This is a genomic window from Pelagibius sp. (assembly GCF_965249265.1).
GTDB lineage: Bacteria > Pseudomonadota > Alphaproteobacteria > Kiloniellales > Kiloniellaceae > Pelagibius.
Map to the genome: position 1 here is coordinate 3,888,314 of NZ_OZ252224.1, position 14,707 is coordinate 3,903,020.

The 14,707-nt window shown below is 63.2% G+C and carries 14 protein-coding genes; 7 read left to right on the top strand and 7 right to left on the bottom strand.

The annotated features are described in order from the left end of the window. Positions 1 to 15 precede the first annotated feature (15 nt). The 5 genes from ACP146_RS18390 to ACP146_RS18410 are packed head-to-tail and all read right to left on the bottom strand — an operon-like array spanning position 16 to position 5,779. Positions 16 to 1,005, bottom strand: coding sequence for a sugar-binding transcriptional regulator (locus tag ACP146_RS18390; RefSeq protein WP_422368207.1), 990 nt, complete (start codon positions 1,003 to 1,005; stop codon positions 16 to 18). Positions 1,006 to 1,054: 49 nt separating this feature from the next. Next, complete coding sequence (locus tag ACP146_RS18395; RefSeq protein ID WP_422368208.1) at positions 1,055 to 2,401, bottom strand: acetoin dehydrogenase dihydrolipoyllysine-residue acetyltransferase subunit; 1,347 nt, start codon at positions 2,399 to 2,401, stop codon at positions 1,055 to 1,057. Between the two features lies 1 nt (position 2,402). Next, entirely contained in the window at positions 2,403 to 3,422 is a 1,020-nt protein-coding gene (locus tag ACP146_RS18400; protein ID WP_422368209.1) for an alpha-ketoacid dehydrogenase subunit beta, read from the bottom strand. Continuing rightward, a complete protein-coding gene (locus ACP146_RS18405; protein WP_422368210.1) occupies positions 3,419 to 4,444 on the bottom strand; it encodes a thiamine pyrophosphate-dependent dehydrogenase E1 component subunit alpha in 1,026 nt (341 codons plus the stop codon). The genes ACP146_RS18400 and ACP146_RS18405 overlap by 4 nt, the downstream gene beginning before the upstream one ends. A 15-nt stretch (positions 4,445 to 4,459) precedes the next feature. After that, the gene (locus ACP146_RS18410) at positions 4,460 to 5,779 is read right to left on the bottom strand and encodes an NAD(P)H-dependent oxidoreductase (protein ID WP_422368211.1); all 1,320 of its coding nucleotides are present in this window, start codon (positions 5,777 to 5,779) and stop codon (positions 4,460 to 4,462) included. A gap of 332 nt (positions 5,780 to 6,111) precedes the next feature. Between ACP146_RS18410 and ACP146_RS18415 the strand changes: the two genes are divergently transcribed. The 7 genes from ACP146_RS18415 to ACP146_RS18445 all read left to right on the top strand — a co-directional run bounded on the left by ACP146_RS18415 (position 6,112) and on the right by ACP146_RS18445 (position 12,973). After that, positions 6,112 to 7,677, top strand: a complete 1,566-nt coding sequence (locus ACP146_RS18415) for an ABC transporter substrate-binding protein (RefSeq protein ID WP_422368212.1) — start codon at positions 6,112 to 6,114, stop codon at positions 7,675 to 7,677. Between the two features lie 45 nt (positions 7,678 to 7,722). Beyond that, positions 7,723 to 8,658 (top strand): carbohydrate ABC transporter permease, encoded by a 936-nt coding sequence (locus tag ACP146_RS18420; RefSeq protein WP_422368213.1) that lies wholly within the window; start codon positions 7,723 to 7,725, stop codon positions 8,656 to 8,658. Next, positions 8,658 to 9,509, top strand: a complete 852-nt coding sequence (locus tag ACP146_RS18425; protein WP_422368214.1) for a carbohydrate ABC transporter permease — start codon at positions 8,658 to 8,660, stop codon at positions 9,507 to 9,509. The genes ACP146_RS18420 and ACP146_RS18425 overlap by 1 nt, the downstream gene beginning before the upstream one ends. Before the next feature lie 3 nt (positions 9,510 to 9,512). Next, positions 9,513 to 10,571 carry an ABC transporter ATP-binding protein gene (locus ACP146_RS18430; protein ID WP_422368215.1) on the top strand — a complete coding sequence of 353 codons (1,059 nt, stop codon included), beginning with the start codon at positions 9,513 to 9,515 and terminating at the stop codon, positions 10,569 to 10,571. A 37-nt stretch (positions 10,572 to 10,608) separates the two neighbouring features. Beyond that, entirely contained in the window at positions 10,609 to 11,553 is a 945-nt protein-coding gene (locus ACP146_RS18435; RefSeq protein ID WP_422368216.1) for a carbohydrate kinase family protein, read from the top strand. 63 nt (positions 11,554 to 11,616) lie between these two features. Beyond that, entirely contained in the window at positions 11,617 to 12,351 is a 735-nt protein-coding gene (locus ACP146_RS18440; RefSeq protein ID WP_425032960.1) for a hypothetical protein, read from the top strand. A gap of 7 nt (positions 12,352 to 12,358) precedes the next feature. Beyond that, on the top strand, positions 12,359 to 12,973 hold the full coding sequence (locus ACP146_RS18445) for a hypothetical protein (RefSeq protein WP_422368218.1): 615 nt from the start codon (positions 12,359 to 12,361) through the stop codon (positions 12,971 to 12,973). Positions 12,974 to 12,998: 25 nt separating this feature from the next. On the opposite strand, the gene ACP146_RS18450 is transcribed toward ACP146_RS18445, so the two are convergent. Both ACP146_RS18450 and ACP146_RS18455 read right to left on the bottom strand, forming a co-directional pair. Further along, positions 12,999 to 13,847, bottom strand: coding sequence for a class II fructose-bisphosphate aldolase (locus ACP146_RS18450; RefSeq protein ID WP_422368219.1), 849 nt, complete (start codon positions 13,845 to 13,847; stop codon positions 12,999 to 13,001). A 17-nt stretch (positions 13,848 to 13,864) separates the two neighbouring features. Then, positions 13,865 to 14,704, bottom strand: coding sequence for a 5-deoxy-glucuronate isomerase (locus tag ACP146_RS18455; RefSeq protein WP_422368220.1), 840 nt, complete (start codon positions 14,702 to 14,704; stop codon positions 13,865 to 13,867). Positions 14,705 to 14,707: the final 3 nt, after the last annotated feature.

Genomic DNA, 14,707 nt, shown 5'->3' on the forward strand with positions numbered 1-14,707 from the left:
AAAGGAGCGTCCGATCTAGGACAGCAGTGCCCGTGCCGTCGCTTCGTCGGAGATGAAAACGGTCGGCTCCAGCAACTGGATCGCCCCGCGCAGAACCGGAACCTTGTCGGCACCGCCGGAGACGAGAACACGTCGCGGTGTCCGCTTCAGGCGGTCGATACCGACGGAGATCGCCCGGTCGTTCACCGGATGGTCGACGAGATTGCCGTCCTCGTCGATGAAGTTGTAGAGGATGTCCCCCACCGCGCCGGCCTTGATGAGCGATTGCCGCTCCGCTTCGGAGAGGTGCCCGACACGATACGACGTGGTCAGGGTGGAGATGCCGCCGACACTGAGAAGGGCGATGTCGAGACTGTCGGCCATCTCGAAAACCTGGGCAATGCCGCAACGCTCCAGCAGGGCATGTTTGGTTTCCGGACTGTCAACCAGCGCCGGCGCGGGAACCAGAAAACCCTCGCCCTGAAACAGTTCGTTGAATTGCCAGGCGAACTCTGCCGGGTTGAACCGGCGCGCCTGAGAGATGCCGCCGAGCAGCGACACCACCCGAAAGTTCTCCAGGGTGCGTCCGACAATATAGGGCAGAGCGGAGTAGAGCGTGCGCCCCCAGCCGACGCCGACGGTGATACCGGAGCGCATGGCCTGCGAAACAAAGGCGCCGGCCGCCGCGGCGATCACCTGGGCCGGATCCTGTTCCGGACCCGAAACGGGCGCGACGATGGCCTGTTCGATCCCGAAGCGGCTTTCAAGCATCCGCTCGACCTCCGTCACCTCGGCCAAAGGCGCGGTGATGGTGATCTGCACCTCGCGGCGGCGGCGCGCGTCGGCCAGCAGCCGGACCACGGTGACCCGTCCGACGCCGAGCATTTCGGCAATCTCGCTCTGGGTGCGCCCCTCGATAAAATACATCCAGGTCGCCCGAACGCGCAGGCGATGGCTGGCATCCGGCAGATTGACCTGCTGTGCGCCTGCTTTCTTGCGGCCCTGGGGCTTCTCTTCTCGGGGCAAGCGATAGGACTCCTAGAGACAAGACTGCAAAATCAAGGACTGAGGTGTTCTAGCTGCCGCTTGCAGTTCCTTCAACCTCAAGCCGTGGTTCCGTGCCGCGCAGCATCGCCGAGAGCAAGGCGGCAATCTCCTCCGGCGCCTCGTTCTGCGGCATATGCCCGGTTTCCTGAAGCAGATGAAGCGCCACCCGGCCCGGCGCCCGCAAGGCCTGGCGCCAGGGGAACACCTTGTCCGCCCTTCCCCAGATAATCTTTGCCGGCGCCTGAAGGCGCGACAGCGCCGGCCCCAGATCAAAGCTTTGCACCGAATCCGGAAAGAGCGTCTCGGCAAGGTCGCGCTGATAGGCGCGCAAGGCCGGGTCCCTGCGCGCCGCCATGGCAGCGGCGATGAACCCATCACCCGGCGGTTCCGCCCCGGCGGTCAACTGGGAAAGCCAGGGGCCGAGGCTCTCGCGCCGGCTGGCACGGGCGATGCCGGCAAGAATACCGCCTTCGACTTCGGGCCCCAGCCCTGCCGGCGCGATCAGTGTGGCCGAGGCGATGCGCCGCGGACGAACATCGGCAAGGGCCAGGGCCAGGGACGCGCCCAGGGAATGGCCGACAAGATGGACAGCCGGAAGGTCTTCCAGATCAAAGGCTTCGACCACGGCCCGCGCAAGCTGGCGAAAGGAATCGATCTTTCGGCGCGGCGACTTGCCATGCCCCGGCAGGTCGAGCCTCAGAACCGGATGCCCCGCCGGCAGGTGCGGCTCCAGATCCTTCCAGGTCGAGGAGTCGCCGGCAAAGCCGTGAATCATAAAGATGGGAACACTGCCGCCTTCACCAGCACGATGGACCTTCAAGGCCCCGGCCTCGGCCTGCCATCCGTCCGGCCTGCCGCTCTGCTGCGGGTCGAGGGTCCTGCCCTGGATCCTGGCCTCGACATCGGCGGCGGAGACGCGCCCGCGCGGTCCCGACCCATCGATGCCGGCAAGATCGAGGGCATGCTCCCGCGCCAGACGCCGCGCCTTTGGCGTCGCGCGTGCCTTGTCCTGCCGGCCCGGGCCGTCGGAAATCTCGAATGCATCCGGCTTGGCCGGCGGCGAAGCCTCCGCCGCCACGCTTGCAGCAGATACCGCTTCGTCGCTTCCGCCTGCCGGGGCCGGGCCGACTGCCTCGCCGGCGGTATAAACCCAGGCGACCGGTTTGCCGATGGCAACCTCGGCCCCGACCTCGGCCAGAATGTGATGCAGCGTTCCGCTGGCCGGGCTTTCCACCTCCATCGCCGCCTTGTCGGTTTCGATGTCGAACAGGGGGTCGCCGGCCTTCACCGCCGCCCCTTCTTCGACGTGCCAGACCGCGATCTTCCCGCTGGACATGTCCATGTCCACCTTGGGCATGATCACCTCAACAGGCATGTCAGATCGCGCCGCGGACGAGGTTCCGCACGGCGTCGAGGATGTCCGGCACCTGGGGAACCGCTGCTTTTTCAAGTTCGGGGTTATAGGGGATCGGCACCTCGGCGCCGCCAAGGCGAACGATCGGGGCGTCGAGGTAGTCGAAGGCTTCGCTCTCGGCAATGGCGGCGCTCACCTCGGCGCCGATGCCCAGGGTGGTGACGCCCTCGTAGACGCAAACCAGCCGCGAGGTCTTGGCGACGCTCTCGATGACCGTCGCGCGATCCATCGGCCGGATCGTGCGCAGGTCGATCACTTCAGCCTCTATCCCCTCATCCACCAAGGTCTCGGCTGCCGCAAGCGCGCGCTGCACCATGATCGAGGTCGCTACGATGGTGACATCCCTGCCGGGACGGCAGACATGGGCCTTGCCGATGGGAACGGTGTAGTAGCCCTCCGGCACCGGGCCCTTCATCTTGTAGAGCAGCTTGTGCTCGAACAACAGGACCGGGTCCGGGTCTTCCAAAGCGGCCAACAGCAAACCCTTGGCGTCGTGGGGCGTCGCCGCCTGCGCCACCTTCAAGCCCGGCACATGCCCGAACCAGGCCTCCAGGCTCTGGCTGTGCTGGGCCGCCGCGCCGGTGCCCGAACCGGCGGGAAAGCGCATGACCAGAGGCACCGAAACGGTGCCGCCGAGCATGAAGCGCAGCTTTGCCGCCTGATTGACGATCTGGTCCATGGCCAGGGTGGCGAAGTCGGAGAACTGGAACTCGTAGATCGGCCGCATGCCGGTGAGCGCCGCACCGACCGCCACCCCGGCGCCACCGAGTTCGGAGATCGGGGTGTCCATCACCCGGTCCTCCCCGAAACGCTGCACAAGATCGCCGGTAACCTGGAAGGCGCCGCCGTAGATGCCGATATCCTCGCCCATCAAGATCACCCGGTCATCGGATTCCAGCGCCAGCGCCAAAGCGTCGCGGATCGCCTCGGCATAGCTCAGCTCGCGCTGACCTGCGTCGAGGGCGGGCGCCGGGGCATTCATGCCGACACTCCTTCCCCTTCACCGGGTGTGTAGACATCCCGCGTCAAAGCGGCCGGGTCAGGCGCGGCACTGGTCTTGGCGAAGTCGATGGCCGCGGCGATTTCTTCTGCCGCCTCCTGCTCCAGCGCCGCCAGGCCTTGCGCATCGACGACCCCGTGTTCTTCCAACAGCTCGGCGAAGCGGACGATCGGGTCGCGGGCGACCCAGGACTCGATTTCTTCTTTCGTGCGGTAACGGTTCCGGTCCGACTTGGAATGCCCGCGCCAGCGATAGGTCACCGATTCGATAAGGCTGGGTCCTTCACCCGCCCGGGCGCGCTCGATGGCGATATAGCCCGCTTCGGCAACGGCGGAGAAGTCATTGCCGTCGACAGTGACGCCGGGCATCGCGTAAGCGGCGGCGCGCTCTGCCACGCGGGGCTGCGCGCTCGACCTCTCGGTCGATGTCGACATGCCGTAGTGATTGTTCTCGCAGGCGAAGATGACCGGCAGCTTCCAGACCGACGCCATGTTGAGCGCCTCGTGAAAGGCGCCTTCGTTGACGGCACCGTCGCCGAAGAAACTCATCACGACAGAGCCGGGATTGAGCCGCTTGGCGGAAAGCGCCGCACCCACCGCGATGGGGATGCCGCCGGCGACGATACCGTTGGCGCCCAAGTTACCCTTGGCAACGTCGGCAATATGCATGGAACCGCCCCGCCCGCCGCAATAGCCGCTCTCCTTGCCGAAGAACTCGGCGTACATGCGCCCGACATCGGCGCCCTTGGCGATACAATGCCCGTGGCCGCGGTGGGTCGAGGTGATCTTGTCCTCATCCGTGAGCGCCATACAGAGGCCGACTGCAGAGGCTTCCTGGCCGATGGAAAGATGCATGGTGCCGTGGATCAGTCCGCGGACGTAACAGTCCTCGGCGCCCTCTTCAAACTGCCGCACCAGATACATCTTGCGCAGCGCGTCGCGCAGCACCTCCGGTTTGTATTGCCGGATCGCAAAGGGGGCGTTGGCAGGCGGGTGAGCCAGCATCAGATATAGCGTTTCCTAATTTAGTGAAAGAAGTTGATCCTGCCGCGCCCTCAACGCCACGATCTTGGCGTCCTGGGGCGGCAGCGCGTTTTCATAAGTGATTAACTCGCCCTTGCGGATCGGCGCGGTTACCTCACCATCGGCCAATAAACCGCAGGGAATAGCACCTTCAACGCGGGCTTCTTCGCTCCGCATGATCCAGGCGCGGTAGCAGTATTCACCGATGGCATCCAGGCGTTCGCCCGGCGCAAGGTCCCTCTTGGCCACCGCACAAACCTCTGCAACCGGCCGGTCCAGCGGGACCATGTCGGCCTTGCCGTAAAGAACGGCGCGCGCGCAAGTCAGCGGGACCTCCAGGGAGGTAAGGTGGTAAGGTCTCAGGAAAGTGAAGTAGGGGCCTTTGCCCAGCTTCAGGTCGGTCATGCGTTCGGAGAGACGGGGATGGGACATCTCGACGACGACGAAAACGCCCGGCGCCAGGCCGGCGCCGATGGAATAGTCGACACGGCCGACATCGGACAGCACGCCGCCGTCTTTCTCGGGTACCAGCACCTCGGCAAGCTGTTCCTTGGTCGCCGCCGGTCCGTGCAGTCCGGGCTTGTCGGGGAGCAGGCCGGTGGCATTGGCGATCGCCGCCATCTCCACCATGGTCTTCGAACCGTCGATGAACTCGACCAGCATCCGCGCGCTCATGTTGCGGCGCTCCGCCTCTTCGACATAGGCGTCGGGCGTCGCTTCGATGTTGAGGGGATTGTTCTTGCCCTTGCCGGCACAGACGATGGGATGCCCCATGGCCGAGACGAATTCGATCAGCTCGATACAGGAGGACGGCTCGTCACCGGCGCCGAGGGAGTAAACGACTCCCAGGCGGTCGGCCTCAGCCTTCAGGTAAGCGCCGATGGTGACGTCGGCCTCGACGTTCATCATCACCAGATGTTTACCCTGCTCCATGGCGGCAAGACCGATCTCGGCCCCGACCGCCGGCACCCCGGTCGCATCGACCACCACGTCGATCAACCCGCTTTCGACCATCGCCGCTGCATCCGGCGTGACAGCGATCTGATCCGCCTCCATGGCCGCGTTCAACGCCGACGGGGTCGCCGCTTCCCTGGCGCCGCCCGCACCATTAAAGGCGATATCGACCGCTTGCATTGCCGCCGGCACGTTCAGCTCGGCAATCGCGCCGATGCGGATTCCCGGCATGTGGGCGACCTGGGTGACGATGTCCGTGCCCATTTCCCCCGCGCCCACCAGGCCGATCCGCAGCGGCCGGCCCGCATCGGCGCGAGCCGCAAGATCCTTGGCAAGGCCGGTCAGTTCAACATTGGTGGCCAAGAGAGAAACTCCATCATCAGACCTGATGCGGACCCTAATGAACATCTGTTTTATCGTCAATACGCATGTTCTGGCCCTAATGCGAGCCCGGCCCACAAATGCCTTGACAAGACTGAAAGACAAATGAACATTTGAATGAATAGAAATAACATTGTTCAACGATAAATGGGAGGATTCATGAAAACGGCGCTGCCGACCCCCTCCCGCGAAGCACCCTGTAAAGCCTCCCGCTTGCCGGACGCAGCCGCACGCCGACAGTGACGTGCGCCCGGCATCCCGAGGTTCCGCAGTGCCTTCAGACGTAAGAACGATCAAAAAGGGAGGTTTTTTCCATGCGCGTTAACAGTTACGGCACGACCCGCCGATCATTCCTGAAATCAAGCGTTGCGGCCGGCCTTGCAGCCGGTGCCGGAACCTCGCTGGCGGCGCCCGCCTTTGCCCAGTCGTCACTGCCCGATCCCGCTGCCGTCCTGGCGGACATTTCGGTACCGAAATATGTGCGTGAGGACTACCGTAAGCTCTACAGCATGTCCGACGAACCACTTTGGGATCCTCAGAAGGATTGGATCCGGACCGTGGACTGGGAAGCTGTGCGGGCCGAACAGGCCGGCAAGACGGTGCGTTTCGCCATCGGCGCGGCGGACCAGGAATCAGCGGCCGAAGGCCTCGTACCATTCGAAAAGCTTTCCGGCATCAAGGTCGAACTGGTTCCCATCCCGGACGACAGCTTCTACGACAAGGCGATTGCCGAGTTCATCTCCGGCAACGCCAGCTTCGACGCATTGCAATTCTTCTCGCCCTGGCTGGGCGACTTCGCCGCGCCGGGCTTCCTGGCGCGCCTCGACGACTACGCCGAGAAATGGAACCTGCCGCTCGACGATTTCTACGACACCTACCGCCTCAATTACGGCCAGTTCGGCGACAAGGGCCTCTACGGAATCCCCTTTGACTGCGACATCCAGATGGTGCACCTGCGCAAAGGTTATGTGGAGCAGGTCACCGGCGGACCGATCGACAAATGGAAGACGGTCGAGACCTACGACGACCTGATCCGCCTCTCCGGCGAGTTGAACAAGATCGAGCCGGGTGTCGCCGGCGTGGGTCTAATGGCCGCCCGCGGCTTCTGGTCGACCTATACCTGGGAGCACATTGCGGCCCAATGCGGCGTCGACCTCTTCGACGGCGAGTGGAACCCGATCTTCAACAACGATGCCGGCATCAAGGCGCTGGAGATCATCCTGGATCTTCAGAAGAATGCCGCCCAGGGCGTTGCCGGTTGGGGCTGGCCGGAAAACCGGGCGGCCTGGCTCGGCGGACAGCTTGCCACCAACATCTCCTGGCAGGACAGCGGCACCCAGGCCATGCGGCCGGACCAGAGCCAGATCGTCGACGACTTCGTCACCATCTACGAGCCGCGGGTGAACATCGAGGGCGCCCGTTTTGCGCCGCCGAACATCGCCGGTTCGACCTCCTGCGTCGCCTCGACCTCGCAGAACCCGGAAGGCGCGTTCTTGATGCTCGCCTTCCTGACCACGGCGTCGATCATGGCGATGAACGAAGCCAACGCCAACGGCGTGGCGCCGGGCTACAAGTCGGTGCTGAACAACGAGCGTCTGCGGGCCGTTTCCCAACCGGCCGAAGTCTGGGCGGAGAGTCTCGACTATGCCTGGTGCGCGCCGCGCATTCCCGGCATGTTCGAGATGGAGCAGGCCCTCGGCAACGAGATCAACCGTGCTGTCGTCGGACAGATTCCCGCCAAGGAAGCACTGGACAACGGCGTCAATGCCTGGCGCTCGATCATGAAGAAAAACGGCTTCTTCAGCAGCCGCGAGCCTTTTGCCTATTCCGCGGTGGAGGCCGGCACCTGGGCCGGCCGTGGCAAGCCGTCACCGATCTGAGTTCGGCGTGCTGTCCTCAGGGAAGCGGGTAAGAGCCCGACATCGATGACGCAATCCGCAGCAACAAGCGAGGGGACGGCGATATCCGCCGTCCCTTCTCTGCGGCGGCGCCGGCGCAGTCCCTTCCGGCGCAAGCTCTTTCCCTACCTGCTGGTTGCGCCGGCGGTGATCTATCTGTTGATGATCACCCTCTATCCCGGCGTTTACGCGATCTATCAGTCCTTCTTCTTCGTCACCTTCACCGGCTGGGTGCCGGCCGGTTTCGAGAACTACACCAATCTGTTGCAGGACCGGGAATTCTGGGCGGCGCTCTGGAATACCCTGGTCATCGGCGGCATTTCCCTGGCCCTCGAATGCGTGATCGCGATGACTCTGGCGTTCTACACCTACCGCGATCCCTTCATCCGCGGCTGGCGCATCATCTTCCTGATGCCCATGCTCTTCATGCCCTCTGCGGTGGCCTTCATCTGGAAGTTGGCCTTCAACGACGGGCGGGTGGTCTCCGACCTCCTGATGCAGCTCGGCCTGATCTCCGAAAACATCGACTTTCTGGGCGACGTCTGGAATGCCCGGCTGACGCTTATCGTCGCCGACGTCTGGCAGTGGACGCCCTTCCTGTTCATCATTTTCGTTGCCGGACTCCAGGCCCAGGACAAGGAGATCGAAGAAGCCGCCCGCCTCGACGGCGCCAGCTGGCCGGCGATCTTCTGGAACATCTCCCTTCCACTGATGCGCCCGGTGATCGCGGTGGCCGTCATCCTGCGGGGCATCGACATCACGACGATGTTCGCCAATGTCTTCATCATCACCCAAGGCACGCCCGGCGGTGCGACCGAGACCATCAGCTATTTCATCTACCGCATGGGCTTTCGCACCTTTAACTTCGGCTACGCCTCCGCGGCCTCCGCCTTGATGCTGATCTTCACCATCATCGTCGCCCAACTGCTGTTGAAGCGGTTCTTCCGCTCGGGAAGGGCGTGATGGCCGCGACCGGAAGAATGCGCCGCCGCTCAGGCGAAAGCCGCGTGCTCCGCTATGTCATCCTGGCTGGTTGGGCACTCTGCTGCCTGCTGCCGATCCTCTGGTTTCTTTCCATCGGCTTCAGGCCGCGCACAGAGATCATCACGCCGCAGCCGATTTACTGGCCGACCTTCTCCCTCGACGCCTGGCATATGATCTGGGACGACTGGCCGATGGCCAATTACCTGATCAACTCCCTGCTGGCCATTGTCGGCTCGGTGGTCATCGACCTGGTGCTCGCAATCCCCGCCGCCTATTCCCTGGCGCGCTATAACTACAAGGGCCGCGAGGACATCGGTTTCTACATCCTCTCGACCCGGATGATGGCCCCGGCCATCGTGGCGATACCGATCTTTTTCCTGTTCAAGGGTCTTGGCCTGCTCGACACGGTCTGGGGCCTGATGCTGGTCTATGCCGCGATCAACCTCAGCCTCGTCACCTGGATCATCCGCTCCTACATGCAGGATATTCCCCACGAGCTGGAGGATGCAGCGCGCACCGACGGCGCCTCGGACCTACGCATTCTCTGGGAGATCGTGATTCCGATCTGCCTGCCGGGAATCATCACCGCTGCGGTGATCGCGGCGATCTTTGCGATCAACGAGTTCCTCTTTACGCTGTTGATCGCCTCGACCAAGAACGCCTACACCATGTCGGTGGCTCTGGCGAACTTCACCGGTGGCTCGGACGGCAAGATATACAATGCGATTGCGCTTGTTTCCTTCCTGGCCTTTGTGCCGGTATTTCTGCTTGTCATAGCGATCCAGAAACATCTGTCGCGCGGACTGACGTTGGGGGCTTTAAAAGGATGAGTCGTGGCAGAGATTGAGTTGCGTAAGGTCAGGAAGCACTGGGGTGACTTCGTCGGCGTCGATGACGTCAATCTGAAGATCGCCGACGAGGAGTTCGTGGTCTTTCTCGGTCCGTCGGGCTGCGGCAAGACGACGACCATGCGCATGATCGCCGGCCTGGAGGACCCGAGCGGCGGCGAGGTGATCATCGACGGTGAAGTCGTCAACGACGTCGATGCCCGTGACCGGGATGTCGCCATGGTCTTCCAGAGCTATGCGCTCTATCCCAATATGACGATCTTCGAGAACATCCGCTTTCCCCTGCGCATGCGCGGGGTGCCCAAGGCCCAGCATGTCGAGCTGGTGAAGCGGGCGGCGGAGATGGTGGAGCTCGGCGACTACCTCGACCGCAAGCCGGGCGCGCTTTCCGGCGGTCAGCGCCAGCGCGCGGCGCTCGCCCGCGCGGTGGTCCGTCAACCCGATGTGTTCCTGATGGACGAACCACTGTCGAATCTCGACGCCAAGCTGCGCTCGGCGATGCGGGTGCAGATCAAGCACCTGCAACGCCGCCTGAAGATCACCACCGTCTATGTAACTCATGACCAGGTCGAGGCCATGACCCTGGCCGACCGTATCGTCATCATGAACGGCGGCGCGATCCAGCAGATCGGCACGCCGGATGAAATCTACAGCAATCCGGCGAATACCTTTATCGCCGGTTTCATCGGCTCACCCCCCATGAATCTCATAAGAGGACGCGTCGAGGGGGGCACCTTCATCGCGCCCGGCGTGAAGGTCGAAGGTATCGACGCCGAGAGCGGCCGTGCGGTGACCCTGGGCGTGCGGCCAGAGGACTGTCATCTGAACAGCGCCCCGGCCGAGATGACCGGTATTGTCTTCGGAATCGAGCCAACCGGCGACCAGACCCTGGTGAGCCTGCGCACCGATGACGACCTGTTCGAGATCCGCGCCGACCGCGACTTTCGGGCACCGCTGGACACCACGGCGCATATCAGCTTTGATCGCGATCGCCTCTACCTCTTCGACGGGGTGTCCGGCGAGCGTCTGCGCCAGCCCGGATGAGAAGCCAACACGAAAAACAACGGACGCGATCGGTAAAATGACGTTCGACTATACCTCCCTCGGGTTTTACACCTTCGACTGCCTGGGCCGCCCGGTGAGAGACATTCCGCAGGGCGATGATACTTATTTCATCGACGAGCTGACCATCGCTGTCTCCGGCGCCGCGGGCAGCGCCGCCATCGTCGCCGCCAAACACGGGCTCTCAGTGCAGGCCGTAGGCGGCGTCGGCGATGACGACATGGGCCAATGGGTGCTGCAGAAGCTTCGAAGCTTCGACATCGACACCGCCAACATGGCGGTCTGTCCGGGTGTCGCAACCTCCTCCTCCATCGTCGCCACCCGCCCCGACGGAGCCCGCTCGGTTCTGCACAAAAAGGGCGCCACCGGAGCCTTCTTCGTCACAGAAAACCAGATCGACCGGGTGCTCGATACCCGTATCCTCCACATTGGCGGCATCGGCCTGATGGACCGGATGGATGGCGCCCCCAGCGTTGCCCTCATCCGCCAGGCAAAGGAACGCGGGTGCATCACCACCCTCGACGTTTTTGCCAGTACCCAGGACGATATGCCTCTGGTGGAGGGGTTGCTTCCCTATGCTGATTACTTCCTGCCGTCCGAAGAGGAAGCGATGGCGCTTTCCGGCCTCACCGACTATGACGATGTCGCCAGTTACCTCCTGGACAAGGGGGCCGGCTGCGTCGTCCTCACTCTCGGCGCGGGAGGTGCCCTCTACCGGCACAGCGACGGAACGCGCTTTCATCTTCCGGCTTTCGACATCGACGTCCGATGCACCTGCGGTTGCGGGGATTGCTTTAACGCGGGCTTCGCAACCGGTCTTCACCTAGGATTGGACCCGGAAACCTGTGTGCGCCTGGGACAGGCGTCTTCGGCACAAAACGCCATGGGCCTCGGCTCTCAGGCCGTCGTCACATCGCTCGCGGCAACGCAAGCCTTCATGGAACAGACGGCAGTCAGGAACTGATTCCAGCACTGGTAGGCGCCGCGCACGAAGACTATATAACTGAGGGGAGATTTGGTTCAGGCAATGCCCGGCAGTCAGCGGAGTCTCAGTACATCGGCAGCCACGCTGCCCCTCAAAGACGCCTTGCGGATGCTGCGTTTCACGGTGAAACGCGGGCGCAGCCTGCTGGACAAGCCGCTAGCGCCGGTTCCCTCGCCGATCAGCACGGTCGCAAGGGCGGCGCTGCGGGACTTCGACCAGTTTGCCGACCGCGTCAACGATGTCGCCGCCGGCCTTTCCCATCGTTTCCTCGATTCAGGCGATCCGGGGCGCCTGCGGGCCGCCACGCTGGAGGACATCGAAAACATCGGTGAGGCGGAGATCGTTTTCGCTCAAGCCGCTTACCGGGGCCTGACCTGTGCGCTGCGCCACCTCGGCGCCAACGAAGGACTGGTCAGCGAGGTTCGCATCGCCGAAGCCTACAAAACGGTCATTCAGTCCGGCGCTACAGAAGGAGATCGCTTCTCCATCGCCGCGGCGCTGATGCAGGAATTGGTGCAGCGCAAGGTCGTTCGCGATCTGCTCTCCGGACCGGACCAGGAAGCCGCAAGCCTGACCGAGGCCGAGCTTGCCAAGGTATCGATTTTCGCGCTCATCCTCTGGTTCCTGGTCGAACGCGAGGGTGACCAGGACGATGTCGAGGCCCTGTTGCTGACCTGCTGCGATATCGCCCGGGCGCTGGAATCCGATCTGGCCGAGCGCTGCGGCGATGTCGAGCGCCTGCGCGACCTATTCGCCGCCTATGTAGACAAGATCTGAGGCGGTCATGGGGTTCCCGGTTCCCGACGCCCTCAGCGAAACCGACCGCCCGATCCGCCGGGCGATGCGGCGGATGCGCTGGTTCAAACAGTCCTTTGCCGAGCAGGTCAAAGCCATCTCCGACGCCAGCGGCGTCGAATACAGCATCAACAACGAGAAGCTGGCCCGGGTCTTCGTCGCCTGGCTGCGCGATTTCGAAGCGCAGAAGCCGACACAGCCGGCCGCACGGCGCGCCTTCACGAACTTTGCCTCCGGGCTGATGCTGCAACAGCTGATCTGCGATGCCCCGCTGGAGGTGGTGAGCGTTCCCGTCGGCTCCGATGCCTCCAACCCGGCCTACTACTGGCCCGAAGGTTATGTCTATGTCGCTTACTGCCTGAACGTGCGCGCCGCTGTTCTGGCCCAGGATCTCGACGAAGCGCTGACCCTGACCCCGGATCTGTCGAATATCCGTACCTGGTGGTCCTTCAAGGAGAACGTCACCGAGGATCCGGCCCTGGCCATCGCATTCCTTGATCTTTTCTCCGGCGAAAATCCGAACTGGTCCACGCCTTCGCTGTTCTACGAACAGGTAACGCAGTTGCCCAAACAGCCGGCGAACGGCAACCAAAGCAAAGACTGATCACGGCCTGTCCAGCGGAAGAGTCTCAGCTCCGCTTCGGCCCCTTCCAACCGAGCAGCGTAATCATCCTCTCGGCCTCGGCCTGAACCGCCGGCATGGCCGCCCTCATCAAGTCAAGACGGTCATAGATCTTGGGGTCTTCCGCAAAGGTCCGGCGCAGCCTGTTACCGAAGGCCTGCCGCAGCACGGTCCCGATGTTGAACTTGCAAACCCGCGTCGCGGCCAACCTGCGGACATCTTCTTCGTAGAGGCCCGAGGTGCCGTGGATGACGAGCGGTAACTTGACCAGATTTTCGATCTCCGACAGGCGGTCGTAAGCAACCGTCGCAGCGGGCGCGCTCAGCCGATGCACGTTGCCGACGGAAACGGCCAGGGCGTCCAGACCGCCCTCCTCTGCCAGGCGCCGTGCCTCTGCGGGATCGGTAAGCTCGGACTTGATGTGATCGCGGCCCTCCGCATAGGGAACGGAGCCGATCTCCGCTTCCACCGAGGTTCCCGCCGCATGGGCATGCGCCACGACACGCTGCACTGCCGCGATGTTCTCCTCCAGCGGCAACTGGGAGCCATCGATCATCACCGACGAAAATCCCAGGTCGACCGCATCCAGCACGTCGTCGATTTCATAGGTGTGGTCGAGATGGGCACAAACCGGCACAGTGGCGTCCTCGGCAAGCCCCCGGAACAAGGCCGCCACCATCTTCACCGGCATGAACTGACGCAGGTCCAGGTTGGCGGAAAGAATGACCGGGGCGCCGAGCGCCTCCGCCGCCGCGACTACGGCGCGCGCGTCCTCATAGCCGAAAACGTTGAAGCAGCCGACCGCATAGTCGCTTTCAAGGGCCGGCTGCAGGATTTCCGAGAGGTTGACCAGCATCTATTTGAACCCAGCATCTACTTGAATTTGGCGATCATGTCCTTGATGCCCGGGATCGTCTCGACCTGATAAGCATGCTCCGGCTGGAAGTTCTGCACCAGCGGGCGCTGCGACAGGCCGCCGAGGATGGTGAAGTAATACATCTCATAGCCCGGCGCCGCGACGGAGGGGTGATAGCCGCCGTCGATGACGAAGGTCGAGCCGTTCTTCACATGATAGCACTCACCGAACTCCTCGTCCTCGCGCTGATGAAACTGCGCGCCGAAACCCCAATCCGGGTTGAAACGGAAGTTATAGACCTCGTCATGGCGGGTTTCCCCGGGCAGGTCGTCGGTATCGTGTTTGTGGGAGGGAAAACCCGACCAGCCGCCAGCACCGACGGTGAAAAGCTCACTGACCAGCAGACGCCCGACCTTGCCGGCCTGTTTCTGGCCCAGGATATGCTTGATCTTGCGGTGGGTCTTGGTGTCGTCGGAGCCGTACTGTACCGGATCGATTTCATCCGGCCTGACGACAAAGGGCTCCAGCACCTCGTCGAACTTGGCCCCGGCCACGAAGACCTCGGTGTCTTCGGAAACACAGGTGAAGGACGCCAACCTGCCGCTCGGCACATAGACACCGGAAGGATTTCCCTCCCAGAGCGACGGGCGGTCGCCCACGGCCTCGAAGATCTGATTGCCGACCGCCACATCGATGGTGCCGTGGGCAGGCACGCAACAGGTCTCGTAGCCCTCTTCGGCGTAGCTGAAGGTCTCGCCCTTCTGAAGCTTGACGATGTTCATATAGACCAGCGGCACCCGCGCATCATTGGCGCCGACAATCGGTTCGTTCTTGTTGTCATAAGGCTGAATGTGCATGGC